This is a genomic window from Alkalihalobacterium elongatum (genome assembly GCF_019024285.1).
GTDB classification, from domain to species: Bacteria; Bacillota; Bacilli; order Bacillales; family Bacillaceae_F; genus Alkalihalobacterium; species Alkalihalobacterium elongatum.
In genome coordinates, this window is record NZ_WMKZ01000001.1 from 402,012 (window position 1) to 424,157 (window position 22,146).

At 36.6% G+C, this 22,146-nt stretch carries 24 protein-coding genes; 11 read left to right on the forward strand and 13 right to left on the reverse strand.

Annotated features, from left to right (window positions below):
• Nucleotides 1–204: 204 nt before the first annotated feature.
• Nucleotides 205–780, forward strand: a complete 576-nt coding sequence (locus GKP30_RS02085) for a LysM peptidoglycan-binding domain-containing protein (RefSeq protein ID WP_216827724.1) — start codon at nt 205–207, stop codon at nt 778–780.
• Nucleotides 781–1,083: 303 nt separating this feature from the next.
• Here the strand turns inward: GKP30_RS02085 and GKP30_RS23385 are convergent, their stop codons facing one another.
• The 8 genes from GKP30_RS23385 to GKP30_RS02125 all read right to left on the reverse strand — a co-directional run bounded on the left by GKP30_RS23385 (nt 1,084) and on the right by GKP30_RS02125 (nt 7,682).
• The gene (locus tag GKP30_RS23385; protein ID WP_216827725.1) at nt 1,084–1,407 is read right to left on the reverse strand and encodes a YckD family protein; all 324 of its coding nucleotides are present in this window, start codon (nt 1,405–1,407) and stop codon (nt 1,084–1,086) included.
• Between the two features lie 180 nt (nt 1,408–1,587).
• Nucleotides 1,588–2,199, reverse strand: a complete 612-nt coding sequence (wrbA, locus tag GKP30_RS02095) for an NAD(P)H:quinone oxidoreductase (protein WP_216827726.1) — start codon at nt 2,197–2,199, stop codon at nt 1,588–1,590.
• Nucleotides 2,200–2,439: 240 nt separating this feature from the next.
• Nucleotides 2,440–2,883, reverse strand: coding sequence for a MarR family winged helix-turn-helix transcriptional regulator (locus GKP30_RS02100; RefSeq protein WP_328703107.1), 444 nt, complete (start codon nt 2,881–2,883; stop codon nt 2,440–2,442).
• A gap of 121 nt (nt 2,884–3,004) precedes the next feature.
• Nucleotides 3,005–4,207, reverse strand: coding sequence for a Ger(x)C family spore germination protein (locus tag GKP30_RS02105; RefSeq protein ID WP_216827727.1), 1,203 nt, complete (start codon nt 4,205–4,207; stop codon nt 3,005–3,007).
• A gap of 1 nt (nt 4,208) precedes the next feature.
• Nucleotides 4,209–5,783: a spore germination protein gene (locus GKP30_RS02110; RefSeq protein WP_216827728.1), complete on the reverse strand. Its 1,575-nt coding sequence runs from the start codon at nt 5,781–5,783 to the stop codon at nt 4,209–4,211.
• Nucleotides 5,780–6,892 carry a GerAB/ArcD/ProY family transporter gene (locus tag GKP30_RS02115; RefSeq protein WP_216827729.1) on the reverse strand — a complete coding sequence of 371 codons (1,113 nt, stop codon included), beginning with the start codon at nt 6,890–6,892 and terminating at the stop codon, nt 5,780–5,782. Before GKP30_RS02115 ends, GKP30_RS02110 begins: the two co-directional genes overlap by 4 nt.
• Complete coding sequence (locus tag GKP30_RS02120; RefSeq protein ID WP_216827730.1) at nt 6,892–7,131, reverse strand: hypothetical protein; 240 nt, start codon at nt 7,129–7,131, stop codon at nt 6,892–6,894. The genes GKP30_RS02115 and GKP30_RS02120 overlap by 1 nt, the downstream gene beginning before the upstream one ends.
• A gap of 143 nt (nt 7,132–7,274) precedes the next feature.
• A complete protein-coding gene (locus tag GKP30_RS02125) occupies nt 7,275–7,682 on the reverse strand; it encodes a VWA-like domain-containing protein (protein ID WP_216827731.1) in 408 nt (135 codons plus the stop codon).
• A gap of 319 nt (nt 7,683–8,001) precedes the next feature.
• Between GKP30_RS02125 and GKP30_RS02130 the strand changes: the two genes are divergently transcribed.
• The 8 genes from GKP30_RS02130 (at nt 8,002) to GKP30_RS02165 (ending at nt 15,963) form a co-directional block, all read left to right on the forward strand.
• Entirely contained in the window at nt 8,002–9,117 is a 1,116-nt protein-coding gene (locus tag GKP30_RS02130; protein ID WP_216827732.1) for a BMP family lipoprotein, read from the forward strand.
• 145 nt (nt 9,118–9,262) lie between these two features.
• Nucleotides 9,263–10,792, forward strand: coding sequence for an ABC transporter ATP-binding protein (locus tag GKP30_RS02135; RefSeq protein WP_216827733.1), 1,530 nt, complete (start codon nt 9,263–9,265; stop codon nt 10,790–10,792).
• Nucleotides 10,789–11,844, forward strand: coding sequence for an ABC transporter permease (locus GKP30_RS02140; RefSeq protein ID WP_328703108.1), 1,056 nt, complete (start codon nt 10,789–10,791; stop codon nt 11,842–11,844). Before GKP30_RS02135 ends, GKP30_RS02140 begins: the two co-directional genes overlap by 4 nt.
• Nucleotides 11,845–12,807 carry an ABC transporter permease gene (locus tag GKP30_RS02145; RefSeq protein WP_216827734.1) on the forward strand — a complete coding sequence of 321 codons (963 nt, stop codon included), beginning with the start codon at nt 11,845–11,847 and terminating at the stop codon, nt 12,805–12,807.
• 112 nt (nt 12,808–12,919) lie between these two features.
• Nucleotides 12,920–13,069, forward strand: a complete 150-nt coding sequence (locus tag GKP30_RS02150) for a hypothetical protein (protein WP_216827735.1) — start codon at nt 12,920–12,922, stop codon at nt 13,067–13,069.
• A 186-nt stretch (nt 13,070–13,255) separates the two neighbouring features.
• Nucleotides 13,256–14,059, forward strand: a complete 804-nt coding sequence (gene mutM / locus GKP30_RS02155; protein WP_216827736.1) for a DNA-formamidopyrimidine glycosylase — start codon at nt 13,256–13,258, stop codon at nt 14,057–14,059.
• 13 nt (nt 14,060–14,072) lie between these two features.
• Nucleotides 14,073–14,915 (forward strand): deoxyribonuclease IV, encoded by an 843-nt coding sequence (locus GKP30_RS02160; protein ID WP_216827737.1) that lies wholly within the window; start codon nt 14,073–14,075, stop codon nt 14,913–14,915.
• 46 nt (nt 14,916–14,961) lie between these two features.
• Entirely contained in the window at nt 14,962–15,963 is a 1,002-nt protein-coding gene (locus GKP30_RS02165) for an aromatic acid exporter family protein (RefSeq protein WP_216827738.1), read from the forward strand.
• Here the strand turns inward: GKP30_RS02165 and GKP30_RS02170 are convergent.
• The 4 genes from GKP30_RS02170 to GKP30_RS02185 form a co-directional block, all read right to left on the reverse strand.
• The gene (locus GKP30_RS02170; RefSeq protein ID WP_216827739.1) at nt 15,960–16,607 is read right to left on the reverse strand and encodes an HD domain-containing protein; all 648 of its coding nucleotides are present in this window, start codon (nt 16,605–16,607) and stop codon (nt 15,960–15,962) included. The two genes, GKP30_RS02165 and GKP30_RS02170, sit on opposite strands and share 4 nt — an antisense overlap.
• Nucleotides 16,608–16,634: 27 nt before the next feature.
• Nucleotides 16,635–17,012, reverse strand: coding sequence for a hypothetical protein (locus GKP30_RS02175; RefSeq protein ID WP_216827740.1), 378 nt, complete (start codon nt 17,010–17,012; stop codon nt 16,635–16,637).
• Nucleotides 17,013–17,105: 93 nt separating this feature from the next.
• Entirely contained in the window at nt 17,106–17,795 is a 690-nt protein-coding gene (locus GKP30_RS02180) for a hypothetical protein (protein ID WP_216827741.1), read from the reverse strand.
• Between the two features lie 94 nt (nt 17,796–17,889).
• Complete coding sequence (locus tag GKP30_RS02185; RefSeq protein ID WP_216827742.1) at nt 17,890–18,738, reverse strand: patatin-like phospholipase family protein; 849 nt, start codon at nt 18,736–18,738, stop codon at nt 17,890–17,892.
• Between the two features lie 82 nt (nt 18,739–18,820).
• Between GKP30_RS02185 and GKP30_RS02190 the strand changes: the two genes are divergently transcribed.
• Together GKP30_RS02190 and GKP30_RS02195 are read left to right on the forward strand one after the other, a co-directional pair.
• Nucleotides 18,821–19,348 carry a hypothetical protein gene (locus GKP30_RS02190; RefSeq protein WP_216827743.1) on the forward strand — a complete coding sequence of 176 codons (528 nt, stop codon included), beginning with the start codon at nt 18,821–18,823 and terminating at the stop codon, nt 19,346–19,348.
• Nucleotides 19,349–19,481: 133 nt separating this feature from the next.
• A complete protein-coding gene (locus tag GKP30_RS02195) occupies nt 19,482–20,333 on the forward strand; it encodes a DegV family protein (RefSeq protein WP_216828079.1) in 852 nt (283 codons plus the stop codon).
• Between the two features lie 117 nt (nt 20,334–20,450).
• Here the strand turns inward: GKP30_RS02195 and GKP30_RS02200 are convergent, their stop codons facing one another.
• Nucleotides 20,451–21,740 (reverse strand): glycosyl hydrolase family 18 protein, encoded by a 1,290-nt coding sequence (locus GKP30_RS02200; RefSeq protein WP_216827744.1) that lies wholly within the window; start codon nt 21,738–21,740, stop codon nt 20,451–20,453.
• Nucleotides 21,741–22,146: the final 406 nt, after the last annotated feature.

Below are 22,146 nucleotides of genomic sequence, written 5' to 3' on the forward strand. Positions count from 1 at the left end.
TTAGGCTATTTTTTTGTAACTTTATTTCCAAATCCTCCGTCTAATCGTATGGAAACACAAAACAATAAGTGGACTTAACTAGTGGAGGGCCCCTGCTAAGTTCAGTTCTGCAACTTTCTCAAACTAGTTTCTAACTGGCTAATTACGAAAATAAAACCTGAAAACTTTACGGCTTATAAAAAATCTAAAACGAGGTGCATTCAAATGTTTAATATGAAAAAAAATGCGATAAAAGTAATGGCTTTATCACTTGGAATTACTGCTATGATTGGATTTGCTCAAAGTGCTGATGCAGCAACTTATGAAGTAAAAAGAGGCGATACATTATTTCGAATTGCTCAAGAAAATAAGATGACAATCCATGAATTAAAACAAGTTAACAATTTAAGTAGCAACATCATTTTTCCAGGGCAAAAACTTCAAGTAAAGGACGCTGCCACTTCAACTTATTTAGTAAAAAGAGGTGACACCTTATACAGTATTGCTAAAAAGCAAAAGATGAGAGTTGAAGATTTAAAGAGATTAAACCATTTGAAATCAAATACGATCTTCCCAGGTCAGAAATTAGTGATTAAAGGTAAACCCATCACTGACAACTCCACGCCAACAATGAACAAAGAAGTCAAACTTACGGTTCAAAACGGCTATCAGTTTGTAAAAGAAGAGCCAGGCAAATATCAACTTTTCTCCAAACGAGATACAGGATTTTTTGTAAGAGTAGAACTCGTTGACCCAACAGCTAATCTGGCAGACTTAAAGCAAAATGCTCAAGGTACTTGAAAACGACAGGGAATGTCAAAGAAGTCAAAGACCTAAAAAATGTTCATCCATTTTACAAGGGCTCAGAATTTTATTTCACAAGCTCAAACAAAAAGGTAAGGCAGAGTATTGTAGTTAAAAAAATCAATGGCCAACTCGTCAAATTTACACTCCATCTCCTCGATAAAGAAGAGGCAGAAGATATTACACCTTCTTTATTAAATCAATTACAAACTATTAAATTTTAAATCTCCAAAGCAAAGCAAAAAGAGGATAACCATTATATGGTCATCCTCTTTACACGTTTACAACAAACCACTTTACTTAATGATGTTTTCTCTTATGATCCCATTTCGGAATATAACCATTGTCTTCAAGCTTTTTATAATGACTTTCAAATTTTTTGATAATTTTATCCCCTTTTTCCTCGGTAAATACACCAAACTCTACATACTTCTCAATAATTTCTTTCTTCTTTTCTAAAGCTTCTTTATGTAAGGCACCCAATTCTTGTTTTTGTTCTTCTGTTAACTCTACATCCTGGACTTCAGCTTTGTTATCGTTAAATTCTGCTTGTGCAGGTAACGGTCCAAATGACGTCAATGATAAAAATAAAGCTGAAAGTAAACTAATTGATATCTTCTTCACATCATCACCCCTTCAAAAAAGTCAATCTTAGTGTCCTTCTTAGTTGTTCTTTTATACTAATTTCCCCTTATTTTTCTATTTTTATTTTCACTTATGAGGAAACCAATACCTCAAAACTGCCTCTCTAAAATCAAAAAAGCAGAAGCTGCCTTAGCGACAATTTCCACTTCTTTTTCATTATTATTGATTTCCTTGTTTAACTAATCTTGCAATCTCTAATGTACGCTTTACTTGGTGCTGAACAGCAGGTTGAACATCCTCTTTCATATTTCCATCTTGATCAACTGTCACACTTGCACCATATGGGTTTCCGCCAGTTGTAAATAAAACAGGATCTGTGTATCCAGGTGCAGCAACAATAGCGCCCCAGTGGAACATAGAAGTATATAGCGATAAAATTGTTGCTTCTTGACCACCGTGTGCGTTTTGAGCTGAACTCATTGCACTCACTACTTTATTGATTAATTTCCCTTGGAACCAAAGTCCACCTGTTGTATCTAAAAATTGTTTCATTTGAGCTGGCATGTTACCAAAGCGAGTTGGTACACTAAAAATAATCGCATCGGCCCACTCCAAGTCTTGTAGCGTTACTTCAGGCACATCTTTTGTTGCTTCAACATGAGCTTTCCAGGCTGGGTTCGAATCAATCGCTTGTTGTGGAGCGAGTTCAGGCACTTTCAACACTTTGACGTTTGCTCCATTTTCTTGAGCTGCTTCTTCTGCCCATTTTGCTAATGTGTAGTTGGTACCAGTAGAACTGTAATAAATAATCGCTAAATTTAAATTTGACATTATCGTATGACACTCTCCTTTTTATTTAAACAATAACTATTTATCTTAAAATCTCGACTTCAAATAATTTGATCCCGAGATACTTAAGCAAAAAATACATTAAAATATCACTGAAAAACTAAGGGGGTTATCTTGAACAATAGTTAATTATGTTTTTGATACCCTTTAATCATTTTATTAAAACTACCTTTATTTAATTATTCTCGAATTCGAGATATTATATAAAGAAATTAGAGCGCTTTAAGCGTTCGTCCCTAATTTCTTTAATAAATTAATTAATGTTTCTCGTTCCCCTTGGTCTAGACTGGAGAAAATATTCTCAATTGCTTTCTTATGACTCGGAAATATTTTTCTCATTAGTTCCATGCCTTGCTCGGTGATTGCCGCATACGTAACCCGACGATCCTTTGGACATGATTTCCGAACTATTAAGCTTTTCTTTTCTAATTTATCTACAACATACGTAATACTACCACTAGCTAATAATACCCTTTTACCTATTTGCTGAATCGCTTGATCCCCTTTATGAAATAGTAGTTCTAATACAGCGAACTCTGTGGGGTTTAATCCGTAGCGACGAATATCTTCCTCTACGCGATCAGCAACGGCACGGTGCGCACGGGATAATACGATAAATGATTTTAATGCAAGTTCTTCGTTTTGTAATTTTATCTCTTTTGCCACATGAACCAAATCCTTATTTATTATCTCGAATTCAAGATAAATTATATAATTATTTATCCCCTTCTGTCAACACTAATTTTGAGGTAGAGTAAAGATGCTCCACCTCAGCTAATCTTATTTTTTAATTATCCACCTTATCTAAAAATCCATCAGTTCGGATACCTGCACGTCGGATGTAAACACTTGTTACGACATCGATTTCTGCCTTGGTAAATTCATCATCCCAATTAGCTTTTATCTCTTTAAACTTTCTAGGATGTTGCCGGTGAAACGTATTTCCAAAACCAAATATATCTATACCATAGGTTTGCTGAACCTTTTGGACAGTACCCTTTATCTCCTCTTCAATATAATTATCAATAAATTCTTGATACTTTCTATACGTTTCAATTGACGTTAAGTCATCTGCACATTGCGAGGACTGCAACACTGCTTCCAGTAAAATGTCAACCGTAATTTTGGGCTTATTATCTGTGTACGAAGTTTTTATCTTTGTAGACGAATTTTTTACTCTTATACCTATAAATTTATTTTCACTACACGGAACACTTAGCGTCGTAAACTTAATTTCATCTTGCGTCCATAAATAATTTCTCGTGTCTCCATTGTTTAAATAGCCTACTAACTTGTCATTATTAAATACAGCTATACCGTCGACTATGACTATTGGTTCTGGTCGCAAATTCTGAATATGTCCTACATTTTGTCCTTTATTAGGGTCACCATCGATTGTCATTGCTGCAGTTACTGGATGCCTGCCACTCGTAGTTATCGCACGAATAAAGTCCGTTAAACGAACTTTTGGTTCCCCGCCCCACTCTTCTTCCATCGTATCTATTTGTATAGATAATTTTAGTGAAGGAACTTTTTGAATGGGATATGTAGTACTAATCATATCTTCAGCTTTAACTCCATGGGCAATAATTATTTTAAAATCATTTCGAAATTCAGCATTTCGTTCTAAGTATTGAAAGAATTCACCTACACCTTCTCTTGCCAATTCTTCATCAATGACTACCGTTTGAATGTGAGAAAAGATCGGTCTTCTTGTATAACCTACATTCATTTTATCCACTAACTCTGCGATTGTATTTCCTTCTATTCCGTATACGATCGCTGGTGCTCCACCTTCACTTTCCCCTTCATAGATTTGCTTAGCATTAATGGCCTCCACTGATAAGCGCAACCTCTCTTCGGTCCCTTTATGTAGGGCCATCCCACTTACAACTGAAATATCATTTAACTCATTTCGGTCCCAACAACCCGTTACTATAATTATAAATGAAAGACAGATAAGCATTATATAATTATTGGAGCGCCCCATTCTATCCCCCGCTTTCTTTACTAGACGACTTACTTACAATTTTTGTCTTCAAGTATGTTGGTCGGAGGTTTGTCTTCTGAAAAGGAAGTCGTACGAAAACATCTTTTTGGTCCTCGATGATAAACGGACCTAACGGAGCAAAGTAAGGTACACCAAATGAACGTAAACTAATTAAATGTAGTAGAATGGCTAAGAGGCCGACTAGCGTACCAAACATCCCTAGCGCTGCCGTGATAAAAATAAGTCCAAACCTCAATAAACGAACAGAATTGGCAAAACTATAGATCGGAGATACGAATCCTGCCATCGCTGTTAAGGCGACGATAATAACTAAGAAGTTAGATACAACACCTGCTTCAACAGCTGCTTGTCCAATAACAAGCGCCCCGACAATGGATACCGTTTGTCCGACTACTCTAGGCATCCGAACCCCAGCTTCCCTTAGTATCTCAAACGTAATTTCCATCAACAATAACTCTAACACAGCTGGAAATGGAACTCCTTCACGCTGCGCTTGAATACTTATTAATAAATCTGTCGGAATGAGTCCATGATGAAAGGTTGTAAGAGCTATATAGATAGCAGGTAAACATAAAGCTAAGAAAAAAGATATGTATCTTATTAAACGTATAAAAGATGTCATCATATACTTCTGATAGTAATCTTCACTCACTTGGAAAAAATCTACAAATACAACAGGCGCACTAACGACATATGGACTCCCATCTACTAGTAAAACGAACTTCCCATCCATTAAATGAGATGAGATCGTATCGGGACGATCAGTATGATACGTTAATGGAAATGGTGTGAGTGTTGTATCACTAATGATCTCTTCCAAATTCCCAGAATCGTATATGGCATTAATGTTAGCTTCTGAAACTCTACGCCGCGCTTCATTTACAAGATCTGTATTAGCGATATTCTTAATATATCCCAAATAGACTGTAGTCTTAGTTTCAGTCCCAACTGTAAAACTTTCAAACTTAAGCGAGGGGTTTTTAACGGTCCGCCGAATTAAGCTTACGTTTGTATTAATTGACTCTGTAAAACTATGCTGCGGACCGCGAACAATCGTCTGTGTTTCCGAAATCGAAATATCCCGTTCCTGAGTAGTCACTACATTAATAGCCAGAGCGTAAGATAGGCCTTCTAAAAAGATCACAGCATACCCTAACAGCACATACCACACCACTTCATGTTCATGCTCAATTAAAAAACATTCATGACTTGAAAAATATTTTTTATAAAGATGACTTAATTGTTCTCTCGTCTCAAGCAACATTTCATCTTCTAATTCAGCTAAAGTATCCGTGATTTGTTTGGCAACCATATTGAGATCAACCATGGTTTTTAAATAAACGATAACGGCAGCTTGTTGTCCGATTTTCATCTCTTCCATTAGAAAATCAAAATTTCCTTCAAATACACTTTGAACTTGTTTTTTGTTTAGCTTTAAATATCTAGAGATGGTCGTTTGCGATTGCCCTGTTTCTAAAAGTTCAGCGGGAGTACGAACGTCGCTTTTAGACCTTGTTTTTACTCTACTCTTTATTCTTTTTCTAAATATACTCATACGTCTAGACCTCCTGTACTAGACTGACTCTTCCGCTGTTTAATAAGCAGAATTAGACCAAGTAAAATCGGAATTCCGAATTGAAAAGGCAAATGAAGAAAATATGGTACAAGTGCTAAACCTTCTTCGTAATGCTCAACAATATTTTCCGCGATTATTACCGAGAAGAATGCTAGCAGCATTGAGGTAGGAAATAAAAAAGCTCTATAAGGAATTTTAAATAAATGTTCTAGGCCTTTTAATCCTCCATACAAAAAAATACCTGCCTTAATCATAATTCCAAACATTAAAGTAAAGACAATGAGGATATCAACTCGTTCGAAAAAATCAAACACTTCTATTTCCCTAGCTGCGACTAAAAGTGGAAAACTAGACCGAACTTTAATATCGACTCCTAACGTGGTAATTTGAATGACATTGGAATAGGCAATTAACAAGCCACTTAAAATGACGGCTATTACTCCAACTTTTCTGACATAATGAAAATGATTGGTTTGTGTCATCAATATTGTACATACAATAAGTTCGCCATAAGGAAACGTAACCATTGTTGGAAAAACTGCGTCTAAAACAGGTCCCAATCCATCTTCTAAAACAGGTAGAAGTCGATTGAATTCAAGATCCCCACCAATAAACAAGAAAACTCCAACTAAAAGTAATGAAAGTACAATAAATGGGCCGATAACTTCAGTCATTCTTGCAAACACTTCAATACCCAGATAGAGCGCATACGCTAATAATAAGCACATAACTAATGGGACAACCTCAACAGGCGTTAATGGGAGAATAGTTGTTAAAATCAACTCTCCAAAATCTCTTAATACCCTAGCCGCAATATAAAGGAAATAAATGATATAAAAAAATATAATGGCTTTTCCAACTACTTTGCCAAATCCTGCCTCAATTAGTTCAAAGATATTCTTTCCTGGAATTCGACTTAATAGTATAAAATACCCAATTACAATAATAACTCCAAGTGACAATGCAATAAGTTCAGCCAACCAATAATCTTGTTTAGCCTCTTCACCCGCACCTACAACAACAGCGCTCCCTACTAAAAAAATATTTAAAATAATAAATAATTGCCAAAGTGATATTCTTTCTTTCATTACAGCCTCTCTTGTTCCTGTTGATTTTTACTCTTCTTCCCTTGTATGTCCTGATAGATTGCTGCTATTAAACCAATAACAGCTGCAGAGACGACAATCGTTCTCCTTGACCCCATTTCAAACCAAATTAAAAATAGAATGCTTTCCATTAATGAAAGGTGACCATATACAAAAAAATTTAAGATTGTCATCAGAGAAACCATTCCGAATAAAACGACAAAAAAAGCGATTGTTACCATAAATCCACCTATTCCAAACCGTTATTTTTCTAGTATTTTCTTTGTATAAACCTTTTATGTACTTAAGTTCAATTAAAAAAAGCCCACCATTTCTGGGGGCTCATCCATTCTATTTACTAACAGTCTTTTTACAAACTCAAGGCTTACTTAATTAATAATTTCTTTCCAAAAGGTACTTTCGGTGAGAAGCCTCCAGGAATGATCCAAAAAAGCTCATAGTTGATCTCCATATCTTCGAGAACATAACCAGTGACATCGGTTATGTAAAATAACGTTTCGACCTCATTTTCATTTGCCCATTCCAGCACCTCAGTGTAAGAGGATTTGCCATGAGTGAAATACTGAATATCACTTTTATCAGTTGATGTAATTTCACGTATTTTATAATCTGCCAAAACGAGGTGTGTTTCAGGTTTTAGTTCCTGAAAAAGCTTTACAATATTTGAAATTGTCTCAGTTGGATAATCAGTCGTAGAAGTATCAACTGCTAGTGCTATTTTTTTGTCCTCACGTTTAGAAAGAATAATTAATAAGTCCTTTTGCCATCTCATCGCCTCATCTCCTTCTCTCAAGTAAAGCTCAACACCTTTTATTTTACAATAGTTACTCGATAAATATTTTGTTAATGAGTGTATATTTTAATTAATAAATATTTAACTGCTTTTTTTGCTGTAATCTGGCCACATATCATGTTTCATTTAATCTTAATAATTTTATGAATGGAAATTGTATAAAGTTTCTTCATACTTTCCAAAAAGTTGCACAACCTAAGAAAACAACTAAAACAAAGTCAGTTATTCACTAAATAAACAGTCAGGCTTTTCCAGATGATTTTCGCTTCATTATCTTTATATTTTAGGGGGTTAAACAATGAGAAAAAGTAATTCACTATTGTTATCCATCATCCTAGCAGGCGGGACGATTTTAGGTGCTTGTGGGACAGGTGGAGACGAGGCAGAAACTGCTCCTGAAACAGATGGACAAGCTGGTGCACCTACAGAGGATGTTGCTGAAGACTTTACAGTTGCGATGGTAACGGATACAGGTGGAATTGACGATAAGTCTTTTAACCAATCCGCTTGGGAAGGAATGACACAATTCGGTAATGACTTTGGTCTAACTGAAGGAACAGATTATAAATACTTACAGTCAACTGCTGCAGCAGATTATGGTCCTAACTTAAACTCATTAATCCGTGAAGACTACGACCTTGTATGGGGTATCGGATTTCTAATGGCGAGTGACATTAAAGCTGTAGCAACACAGCGTCCTGAAGCACAGCTTGCAATTGTTGATATGGTTGTTACAGATGATGATGATCAACTAATTCCTAATGTTGCAAACATTACTTTTAAAGAGCATCAAGGGTCATTTTTAGTTGGGGTTATTGCTGGTATGCATACAGACTCAGATAAAGTAGGCTTCCTTGGTGGTGTCGACGGAGCACTTATTAAAAAGTTTGAAAATGGATTTAAAGCTGGTGTGAAGTCGGTAAATCCTGATGCTGAAATTATTGTTCAATACGCTGAAGATTTTAATGACGCATCCAAAGGTCAGCAAATCGCTAACGCAATGTACAGCCAAGGTGCTGATATCATTTATCATGCTGCAGGTGGTACTGGAAATGGATTATTTACTGAAGCAAAAAACCGTAAGCGTAACAATGAAAACGTTTGGGCCATCGGTGTAGACCGTGACCAACATGAAGAAGGACTTCCTGAAAACGTTACATTAACTTCAATGATTAAACGTGTAGATACGGCTTTATATCTTGTAAATGAACAAACAATGAATGGCCAATTCCCTGGTGGTGAAGTGCTAGAATTTGGACTAGAGGAAGAAGCAGTTGGTATCGCTCCTACAGAAGAAAATGTTTCTGAAGATGCATTAGCTGCTGTTGAAGATTACATCCAAAAAATTCAATCTGGAGAAATTGAAGTACCACAAACAGATGAAGCGTTCGAGGAATTCCTGAAAAATCTATAATCATCGTTAAATGGTAGGCGGTCTCAATTGTGTCTGGCAACTTGCATCCCGAACATCGTGCACTCTCTGGGGTTAAAGGGCTTGACTACTCCTTGAGGCCGCCTATTTATTTTCGTTAATCTTACATAGATATGAGGTGTGACATTTGAGTTATGTTATTGAAATGAAGAACATTCGTAAAGAATTTCCAGGCATTGTCGCGAATGATAATGTAACGCTTCAGTTAAAACAAGGTGAAATCCATGCTTTACTTGGTGAAAATGGAGCTGGAAAATCAACACTTATGAATGTTTTGTTTGGACTATATCAGCCAGAAAAAGGTGAAATCCTTGTAAAAGGACAACCTGTTAAAATTACAGACCCTAACGTAGCTAATCATCTTGGGATAGGAATGGTACACCAACACTTTATGTTGGTCGAGAAATTCACTGTAACTGAAAATATTATTTTAGGAAAAGAACCTACATCAAAAGGTAAAATTAATATAAAAAAAGCGGCAAAAGATGTTGAAACGATTTCCAAACAATACGGATTATCTGTAGATCCTCATGCAAAGATCGAAAATATCTCGGTTGGAATGCAACAACGTGTAGAAATTTTAAAGACTTTATATCGAGGAGCAGAAATTTTAATTTTTGATGAGCCAACAGCAGCACTTACTCCCCAAGAAATTAAGGAGCTAATTCAAATTATGAAAAAATTAGTTTCAGAGGGAAAATCAATCATTTTAATTACTCACAAGCTTAAAGAAATTATGGAAGTATGTGATCGATGTACAGTTATTCGCCGTGGAAAAGGTATAGGCACCGTAAACGTATCCGAATCTACACCTGACAGCTTAGCAGCGATGATGGTCGGTCGTGAAGTTAACTTTTCAGTTGAGAAAGAGCCTGCTCAACCAAAACAAACTGTACTTAACATTGAACAATTAGTCGTTAAAGACGCACGAGAAGTTAATGCAGTGAATGAGTTGAATTTAGAGGTAAGAGCTGGTGAAATTCTTGGAATTGCAGGAGTCGATGGCAACGGACAATCGGAATTAATTGAGGCGATTACGGGCCTGAAAAAACCTATCAATGGAAAAATCACTTTGAATGGTCAAGATATTACGAATTTACCCCCTCGTAAAGTAACAGAATCAGGAGTTGGACATATCCCACAAGACCGCCATAAACACGGACTTGTTCTTGATTTTACGGTTGGTGAGAATATTGTTCTTCAAACATATTATCAACAACCGTATTCGAAGTCTGGGGTTCTTAATTTTAAAGAAATTTATAAAAAAGCAAACGAATTAATTACAGATTATGATGTTCGAACTCCGAGTGAACATACACTTGCCCGTGCTTTATCTGGGGGTAATCAACAAAAAGCAATTATTGCTCGTGAGGTCGATCGCTCTCCGGATCTACTCATTGCTGCTCAACCTACTCGTGGATTAGATGTCGGCGCCATTGAGACTATACATCGTCGTTTGATTAAAGAAAGAGATAAAGGAAAAGCTGTGTTACTCGTTTCCTTAGAACTTGATGAAGTCTTGAATGTTAGTGACCGCATTGCCGTTATCTATGAAGGAAAAATTGTAGCCATCGTTAATGCTGACGAAACAAATGAAAATGAACTTGGTCTTCTGATGGCTGGGGGCTCTTCGAAAAAGGCAGGTGATCCATCGTGAAGAAAGCTCTAGATTCAAAGTTATCTCATATTCTCTTTCCTCTTATTGCTGTCTTCTTTGGTATTTTTATCGGCGCAATCATTATGTTACTTAGTGGCAATAATCCAATTACTGGCTACTCAGCGTTAGTCAGGGGAATTTTTGGAGACATGTACTTTATCGGTGAAACGCTTCGTACGATGACACCACTCATCTTAGCTGGTTTAGCTGTTGCCTTTGCTTTTCGTACAGGTCTGTTTAACATCGGTGTCGAAGGTCAATTAATCGTCGGCTGGTTAGCTTCCGTCTATGTAGGACTAGCATTCAACTTACCAGCAATCATTCACCTTCCACTCGCTATTGGAGCAGGTGCTCTTGCAGGTGCCATCTGGGGGTTAATTCCTGGACTTTTAAAAGCGCGTTTTCATGTTCATGAAGTTATTGTGACGATCATGATGAATTATATCGCATTATATGTTGTCAATTACATCATTAGGACTTTCTTATTAGAGCCTGGTGAGCGTACAGGAACTATTAATCCCTCTGCATCGCTTGCGTCACCATTTTTACAGTCAATTACTGATTTTTCGAGGTTACACTACGGCTTTCTTGTCGCAATTACGGCTTGTTTCGTTCTCTGGTTTGTACTGTGGAAGACGGCAAAAGGCTTTGAACTACGCTCTGTTGGATTTAACCAACACGCCTCCGAATATGCAGGAATGAATGTAAAAACGAATATCGTATTATCAATGGTGATTTCAGGTGGTTTTGCTGGTGTTGGTGGGGCTATGGAAGGTTTAGGTACTTATCAATATATGACCGTAATGGCTGGTTTTACTGGCGTTGGCTTTGATGGTATCGCAGTTGCCCTTCTTGGCGCAAATACTGCCATTGGTGTTGTTCTCGCCGCTGGTTTATTTGGGGGTTTAAAAATAGGAGCGCTAAACATGCAATCCCAAGCTGGCATCCCAACTGAATTAGTTGATATTGTCATAGCATTAATTATTTTTTTCGTAGCATCCAGTTACTTGGTTCGTTGGATTATTAGCCGATTGAAAAAGGAGGGTATTTAAATGGACTTTCTACAAATATTAGGTTTAATTATCCCTGCTGCTATATTTTCAGCTGCCCCTCTTATTTTTACAGCAATCGGCGGTTTATTCAGTGAACGGTCTGGTGTCGTTAATATTGGACTTGAAGGATTAATGGTAATTGGTGCCTTTGTCGGCATAGTTGCCACACTAACACTAGAAAGTATGGGGCTTGGTGGCGCATCACCTTGGATTGCCTTTCTATTTGCGATTTTGGCGGGGATGATTTTCTCATTATTTCACGCTGTTGCCTCGATTACCTTGAAAGCTGACCAAATTGTAAGTGGTGTTGCCCTTAACTTTTTAGCACTTGGTTTGGCGGTATTTTTAGTAAAAAATATTTATCAAAAAGGACAAACTGATTTCGTTCAAAATTTAATTTATCGTATTAATGTACCTGTATTAAGTGATATACCCATAATTGGGAGATTATTTTTCTCCAATGCGTATGTAACGTCTTATATTGCTATCGGTGTAGCTTTTGCTGTCTGGTATGTGGTCTTCTATACACCATTTGGACTACGCTTACGTTCTGTTGGTGAACACCCGATGGCTGCTGATACAATGGGTATTAACGTGATAAAAATGCGTTATGTAGGTGTTATGCTAAGTGGTGCTTTTGCAGCTATGGGTGGTGCGGTTTATGCTTTAACTATCTCAGGAAACTTTGCTGCTGGAACAATCGCTGGACAAGGATTTATGGCATTAGCTGCTTTAATCTTCGGGAAATGGCATCCACTTGGAGCTTTGGGCGCTGCTCTATTCTTTGGACTCGCTCAATCGTTAAGTATTGTCGGACAACAGATACCTTTTCTACAAGATATACCACAAGTTTTCTTACTTATTGCCCCATATGTTTTAACGATTTTAGCTCTTGCAGGACTTGTTGGAAGAGCTGATGCGCCAAAAGCAATTGGTAAACCATATGAAAAAGGATCACGATAAACAAGAAAGCATTCCAGGTTTATTCCTGCGAATGCTTTTTTTATCATTATCCATATATAAAAATGAAAAAGCGGCATGATAATTAAAAGAAGCCACTCATGATGAGGGAACTATGAAAGAAAAACAACAACATAAAAACAATGATGTTGGCCATCGCAGAAAAAATTACCAAGTCTACAGTGTAAAAGCTACTGAGACCGAATTTGAAGCTTCCTATGAATTTGCTAGTGGTAATAAAATAAGTAAATCAAATAAAAAGTAACAATAATAGCTATCTGTTAAACAACATTTTGTCAAGCAGCTAATAAACCAACACTCATTCATCCAAAGCCTTTAATTTTCAATTATTCTCCTAGCTTTCCTCTATCATGCACCATTTTCATTGTCCAATAATAAAACGTGGCACGGTTTCCCATACTATAGGTAATTCATTTAAAGGAGCTTTTTTATGCCTGAATTACCCGAAATGGAAAACTATAAAAATCTACTCAATCAAAAAATCAACGGAAAAATCATATCAAATGTTACAGTAACTCGTGAAAAAACGATTAATACAAACGTTGAACTGTTTAGACAAAGTGTAATTAATAAAAGGGTTACAAAGGTTTCACGTCGTGCTAAACATTTAATTTTTGAACTGGATTCAGGAATGAATTTACTGCTTCATCTCATGTTAGGTGGATGGATGTATTATGGAGATGAACATGACCAACCAGACCGAACAAAACAAGTAACCCTTTCATTTGGTACGAATCAACTATTTTTTATTGGACTTCGACTCGGTTATTTACATCTTTTAAATGAACAGCAACTGCAAGAAGAATTTAAGGAACTCGGTCCAGAGCCATTAGACCCAATCTTCACTTATGAATCTTTTCTAGATTTAGTTCAAAAAAGAAAAGGAATGCTTAAAACGACATTAGTGAATCAATCATTTATTGCTGGCATCGGTAACTGTTACTCAGACGAAATTTGTTTTCAAGCTCAGTTAAACCCTAAAAACAAGTTTAATGACCTATCAGAACAACAGATAAAAGCACTGTATGATGCTATGATGACTATTTTTCATTCAGGTATTCAACAGGGTGGGTATATGGATTCCCCATTTACAAAGGAGGATCAATTAACAGGTAAATACCAAACACTGGTCTATGATAGAGAAGGACAACCTTGTCCTAGATGTAATGGAACGATCATATTAGAGCAAGTTTCTTCAAGAAAAACATTTTTCTGTCCAAAATGTCAACGTTAAGCAGGTGAGGTACATGTATGTTGGTAATCATATTAGTATTCGAAATGGGTATTATGAAGCCGCTAAAACCGCTCATCGTATTGGCGCTTCAGCTTTTCAATACTTTCCAAAAAACCCACGGAGTTTGAAAGTTAAAGATTTTGATAGAGAAGATGCCAGGCAGTGTGCATCGTTTTGTAAAGAACATGATATCAAAACTATCGCTCACACTCCCTACCCTACAAAACTCATTCCTGAAGATATAAATGATGAAGAACTAATTATTGCTTCTATTAAAAATGATTTAGAAATAGCCGAAGCATGTGGTTCGATCGGAATCGTTGTTCATTTTGGAACAACAAAGAAATTAGAAATAATAGAAGGCTATCAAAAAATGATTGAAATGTTGGATCGGATTTTGATGGATTGGGACGGTAACACACTTCTTCTCATTGAGAATAATGCAGGTGCAGGGACCGATATGGGGATTACATTTGAAGAAATGGTGCAAGTTCGAAAGCTTTCTGACTACCCTGAAAAAATTGGCTTCTGTTTTGACACATGCCATGCCTACGCCAGTGGAATTTGGGATGGTGATAACTGGGGTGAACTTGAAGCGAAAGGTTTAGAACTTGAGTATTTTACTCACTTAAAAGCCATTCATTTTAACAATTCCAAGTATCCATTTGGTGCTAGAAAAGACCGCCACGCCAATATTATAAGCGGACATATATCTAAGGAACAATGGCTTACCTTCTTAGAGAGAGCTTTCATGAAAGATATTCCAGTTATTCTTGAAACACCTAATGATGACCCAAACATACACGAAAAAGAAATACAAATCATAAAACAGTGGATTTCTACTACTAAAAAGTAAAAAAACCTTTTACAATATAGTAAAGACATACTTTTGGAGTAGAGCTATGAATAGTTGGATTCAATCTTTTCTCGGAAAACGGTTATTGAAAACAGGACTTGCGGTATTTATTACAGCGTTAATTTGTCAATGGCTAAATTGGCCTGTAGTGTTTGCTGTTATTGCAGCCATTGTAACCGTTGAACCGACTGTTCATGCTTCCATTCAAAAAGGGAAAATTCGACTACCAGCCGCTGCTATTGGTGCTGCTATTGCAATGTCATTTGACTTTTTATTTGGACAAGTACCTATTACATTTGCCTTATCTGCTTTTTTTACTATTTATATTTGTCATCGCTTGCGCTGGGATGATGCGATTTTAGTTGCAACCTTAACAGCAATTGCCATGATTCCGATGACTTCGGAAAACTTTTTCTTAGCATTTTTAATACGAATCGCTACGACGACAATAGGTATTGTCGTCTCGACACTTGTTAACCTTATAATCTGGCCGCCTAATTTTATGAAAGAAATACACAATGACTGTTATGCCCTCTTTGGTGAAACGATTGAACTTATTGAAGATATTCTCGAGTATCAATTAATGGGCAAACGAAGTCGTCAAGTATTAAAGCTGCGGTTTGAACATTTAAGTAAAGGGATTGAACGGTCAAATGAAACGATTCGTTTTCAAAGGGAAGATTTAAGATATCGTAAGAAAGATGTTTCAAACACGAAGCAGCTGTATGATTTAGAACGACAAATTGATTTACTACATAAAGTCTCTTTCCACATAGGAGATATTTTATCTACCTCAGAGCAACAATTACTACCTAAAGAAGATAAGGCCATTTTACAAACATCGTGGGAACAAATAAAAAAAGCATATGAGAAGAAATCAATTGATTCGGAAGTAGAGGAAAACGTAAGAACAAAACTCTACTCTCTTATTTATGATCATCGAGAGGACAAGGAACTTTTATCAAAAAGCACGGCTATCGCATACGAATTATTAGCCATTTATCACCTATTAATTGAGTACTTAGAGCAGCGTGAGCGTCAAAATTAACGCTCACCCTCCCACTCTTTGTAAAATTGCTCAAGAAACTGCTCCATTTGTTGATGCCGTCCTTCGGCTAGTTGTTTTCCGTAGGCAGTATTCATTAAATTTTTTAATTTTAACAGCTTCTCATAGAAATGATTAATAGCGGTATTGTCTCGCTTTTGATATTCTTCTTTACTCATTCCCTCTCTCGATTTAATAGCTGGGTCATAAATAATATTTCCTTTTGCACCTCCAAAAGCAAACGTCCTTGCAATACCAATTGCTCCGAGTGCATCGAGACGGTCTGCATCTTGAACAACCATACCCTCTAATGTTTTCATCCTAGGCTGTCCACCACCCTTAAATGACATTGAGGCAATAATCTGTAGTATATGTTGTGTTGACTCTTGTTCTACTTCAATGTCATTTAGCCACTTTTCAACTTTTTTCAAGCCTGCTTCTTCACTCTCATTAAACTTTTCATCAGCAATGTCATGAAGAAGTGCTGCCATTTCACAAATGAATGCATCTGCTCCTTCTACATTTGCAATTTTCTTTGCTAGCTTTGTGACACGGTAAATATGCCACCAATCATGGCCACTAGCTTCACCACTTAATTCATTATGTACGTAAGTTTCTGTTTGTTTTAGTTTGTCTTCCATCGTCATGTTTTCCTCACCTTTAACCTAAAGTTTCTATCTTACATATTCGGCTTCATATGAGTTTTCGCCCGCATGAACAGCTAACAACGTATTTGCATATCCAACAAGACGATTAATTAACTCATCACAAATGGCATATAAAAGTGGTTGCCATTCATTTTTATAAAGCATTGGATCATCCATAATAATCGTTGTATTTATAAATATATCACGGTTGCCTTGCAGGTCATAGTGGATGATCGCTTTTCCTGCTGCACCACCAGTCTTCGGATCCTTATAATTCTTTAAAAAGATATACCACTCTTCAGCAGTAGCGGAACGAAAATTTTTGGTAAAGGTCATGTTAACAATTTCCTCATCGATTTTTCCCTTCATTTCTGTACTAACTAAATCCACAATCTTCTTATCCATTACTGATCACCCCCCTTTAAAATAGATATGTCTGCCCTCAAAAAAAACACCTTCTCTTGTTTTTATTCTCGAGAAGGTGCTATGTAAAGTGAGTTACGAATCAAAACCGTCCATGGCTTCCATGTTACTTTCAATTAGTTCGATTATGGTCCCAGCTTCCTCTTTACTGAAGATAAAGTTACTCTCATCTTCTAACAATTCATTGTCTTCTGTTTTAATACGGTTAACTCGGCGAAGGATTCCATCTCCTGTATCATGAATTACACCGAATTGGTACGAAACTTCAACTTCATCCATATACGTATATGCCATTACCTCCGGAGTTGTCCATTCAACATCGACTACAATCTCCTCATAATCTTCGTCATCATGATCCTCTAAGTCGTCCATTAATTCGGCATCATCTTCAAGAAGAATCGCATCTTCATCATCTTCATCATCTTCCTCAACAATTTCTTCTACTAGTTCAAATTCATCTAAAAAATCATGGAACGTTTCATGAACCGCTTCAATGATGTCCTCAATATCGGGAAGTAATGTCCGCGATGTTTGTTCAGCTTCTATATCAAACTCTTCCATGTAAAATTCTTCGTTATGAGGGTCAAAAAATAACGTGCAAAAAAACTCTCGTTCATTGTCTTCCATTTCAACAAAACATTCAATCCTTGGGTGTTTAGCAGCTCGATCTACAGTAATATGCCCCATCTCATCATATTCCTCGCAAATGGACTCCATATAGTCCTGTAATTCTCCACAAACTCGATCAAACCACTCTAATGACATGAGAAACACTTCCCTTCTTGAGATATCCCTTTTATTATTCCTTTCATTCCATTTTTTGTTCGTGGTACTTTATCCCATTCATTAGTTCCATTTATTAACCTAACCATGCTAATAGTTGCTTATATTGTTTTTTTGCATCTGCATAACCAAGTTCATACAAGGCTAAGAGGCGATTTTGCTTACGTTCTATACGACTTACTGGAATTTCTAAGCTAGGCTTGATTACAAAAGCATAACCAGAACTTTCCTTTTCCTCTAATTCGGCTAATGTATTGTTATAAACGAGATGACGCCTTTCTAGCAGTTCACCAATTTCAGGATATTGTCGATAAAAAAACTTAGCTAACCTTGCTGCTTTACTAGGTTTTCTCCTGAAATCCTCTGCTTTCGTCATAATAACAACGTTCTTCCTAAAACCATCCTGGTGTGCCTTCCCAATAGGAATAGGATCAATCAGTCCTCCGTCCAACAAAGTTCTCCCATTATACGCTACAGTTGGAGCGACAAAAGGCAATGAACTCGAAGCTCGAATGATCGTTAAAATATCATCACCATGCTCTTGCTTGTTATAATAGATTGGCTGACCAGTATGGCAATCTGTTGTGCCTATGACAAACTGTTCTTCACCTTTTTTAAACGTTTCATAATCAAAGGGAATGATTTTGTTTGGTATTTCATCAAAAAGAAAATCCATACCAAAAAGTTGTCTTTTTAAAAGTAGGTTCCTAAATGAAATAAAGCGATGGTCACTCGCAAGTCCGACATTCACTTCTTTATTTCGTCCCTTTTGCCTCGATAAATAAGAAGCACCCATACAAGCGCCTGCGGAAACACCAATTACATATGGAAAAAACAGCTTTTGTTCTAAGAAATATTCTAGAACCCCAGCCGTATAAAGCCCTCGCATTCCTCCACCTTCTAAAACTAGTCCAGTTGTATTCATAACATTACCTCTTCAACATATTTTTCCTCTAACACAAGAATTTGCTAAACTAATAGTAATCTATTCCTAAGGAGTGGTCCAATTGTTCGACCCGACCATTTATGAAAACTTAAAAGTTGTACTAGAAGGTGCTATATATGACCTTGACTTTGCTAACGAAATTCACGTAATAGATCGGTCAGACATGATGGATATGGCAAAAATGTCTAGAGAATTTACAATGCAATTTAAAACGGCAACAGCAAAAAGCACCTATCCAATCGCTGAAGTTCGGCTTCTTTCAACCCTTCAAGATTTTGCAACAGAAAAAATCGAAGGTAATGAAAAAGCAGCTGGATCGGTCCTCGAAGTTCGTTTAATTACAACAATCCATGACGTAACAAAGGAGTGCCGTGAGATTGAGAAAAAACTCATGTACATATGGCATAACCGCCCAATTATCTCACAGAACATTTCATTTACTTATGGGAAAAACCAGCTCCTAGAAGATAATATTACGATCAGTTTCGGGCGCAAGATCAATGAAGATCAAATTAATGACTTCGAGCAGTTTCTTAACTTCACATTACTTTCCCTTCAATTTCTCGAGGACCTAAGTTTAATGAATTGAATATAAGTGAATGTATTATTAGAAAAGACAAATGCTATTAGGTGAAATGCCACCGTTGCATAATAAATAAAAGTTTAACTCGGATCTTAGAAGTCCACATACACACACACTAAACAATTGACGAAAAGGATTGATAGGTTTGAAAAAAATCGCTTGGGTAACCGATAGTACTGCATACATTACAGAAGACTTAAAAAATCACCCTGATGTCTTTGTTATGCCTCTTGCAATTATTTTTGGTGATGTTGTTTATGAAGACGGCATTAGTTTAACAACAGAACAGCTATACGAAAAGATTAAACAATCAAAAGAGGTACCAAAGACCTCTCAGCCAGCTGTTGGAAAATTTGTTGAACTTTATGAAAAACTAAAAAATGACTATGAACAAGCTATAGCAATTCATATTTCAAGCAAATTAAGTGGTACATTGGATAGTAGTCGTTCAGCAAGTGAAATGGCAGAATTCCCAGTTGAAATCATCGATTCAAAATCAATGTCTTATGCTATAACCTCTTTATTAAATACAGGGATTGAGTTATCAGAGCAAGGAATGGATGGAGAAATGATCGCAAAAAAACTCCGAGAAGAAGCTGATAAGGGGGAAAATTACATTCTACTTGGCAGCCTCGAACAGTTTTATAAAGGCGGGAGAATGTCAGGTACTCAATTTTTATTAGGTAATCTTCTTCAAATTAAACCAATCATTCGAATTAATCAAAATGGTGAATTTGAAGTCTTTGAAAAAGTAAGGTCGGAGAAAAAAGCTGTTCGTCGTTTATTAGAGCTAGTTAACAATGCCTACAATGAACATTCTATAGGTGAAGTGCAAATTATGCATGGCAATGTTCGAGAAAAAGCGATTGCCTTAGAAAAAGAAATTAAAAATAAATACCCAAATATGAACATCGTAATTGGTGAAATCAGTTCAACAATTGCAGCTCACGCTGGGGAAGGTACCGTCGCGATTATATGGCAGAACAAATAAAAAATTTTTTCATCAAAAAAGGAAATGAGTAAAGAGGCTGACTGTTTTGTTACTTCCCTATTCCTTGGAAGTTTTCACATTAAAGTTAGCCTCCTCATCCCTTTTTACATGTTCTTTTTACACACGTTTTCTTACATTAAAATTTTCATCAATGAGTAACCAGTTTTGCGGGAAATCCCATCCTAAAACCCAATAATAAAATCCTCTTAATCCAAATTCTTTAACCAGGTCAAATTTAGCTTGCATACTTCTAGCATCCTCAAACCACACTTCATGCTCTAACCCAGCTTCATCAACGTATGTGAAAAACGGCGATTGGGCAACTGGGTCATATTCAATTACTGCATTATAGGTTGCAGCTAGTCGGATCGCTTCCTGATGATCAATCGCCCGTGCTCTCGTTTCACCCTCTACAAAAGGTAAAGTCCAGTCGTAACCATAAAGAGGAATTCCCATCATAATTTTATCATTCGGCATTTCTGACGCTGCATATTCAATTACACGTCTTACTTGATCGATCGGAGCTACTGCCATCGGTGGTCCACCTGTCCAGCCCCACTCATAAGTCATTAAAAATACAAAATCAGCATATTCACCGTGAGCTGCATAGTCATGACCTTCATATAGAACGCCTATCATACCAGGCTCTACTTGTGGGGCAAGTGCACTAGATAGAAAATAACCTCTTTCATCTAACCTTTCTTTTGCTTTTCGCATAAGTTCGTTGTATGCTTCACGGTTCTCTGCACCAAGGTACTCTAAGTCAAAATCAAGTCCTAAATACCCTTTTTGTTCCATAATTGCTATTGCTTCATCCAATAATCGATTTTGCAGAGCCTCACTTTGTAAGACGGTTGTGACAAGTTCTGTATCAAATGCTCCATCTTGAATATTCGTGATAACCATTAATGGGACTATACCATTTTCATAAGCAATATTAATGATGGCTTGATCATCTATTGGCGTTAATGTCCCATCTGGATTTAACTCATAGCTAAAAATCTGAAGAAATGTTAAGTACTCACCTACTGCATCAACTACTTCAGGCGATTCCTCACCCGTAATTTGTAAATCAACATATGCACCTACATCAACTGTTGGTTTATCTAGAAATTGAGTTGGAATATACAATCTAAAACCAACAGGTAAGTTTTGAGGATCTTGAATTTGATTTACTTGAATAATCGTTTCCATTGGAATTTGATAACGTTGACTAATCAGCCATAAGCTTTCTCCTGGCTGAATGAAATGAAATCTGCCTACAATCGGAATGATTAATGCTTGACCGCTGACGAGTTGGTCAGGGTTTGGCAATTGATTTGCTTGAGCGATCGCATTTGCTGTTGTATTGTACGCTTGTGCGATCCCAAACAGCGATTCACCTGGTGAAACAACATGTATTTGCACAGCTTATCCTCCTAATGCCCAATATTTACCCTAACACTTTATTCAATAAAGGTAATTTATTGCCTGGCCATTAGAAGTTTTCGTTGAGAAGCTTTATAGGGTGCATTTATATATGAAATACTAAGCTTGAAAAAAGTCAAACGGTTTAACACAGATAAATTTCAATTTTTAGGTTATTGTTAATTCTAAGTGACTTTTTAGGACTGAAAAATAACTTATTATGGAAACAGATTGATCTATGTTGCTTTTTAGGGCAGAGATATACGGTTTTATGGAAAATATTTCTAACTAAATAACTTTCCAACTAGGCAAAAACCACTTTATAGAAATACAAACACACCTCTCTAAGAAGACAGGTGTGTTAACATTCAAGGTTATAACGATCCATTACGTGCTAAACTGAAAA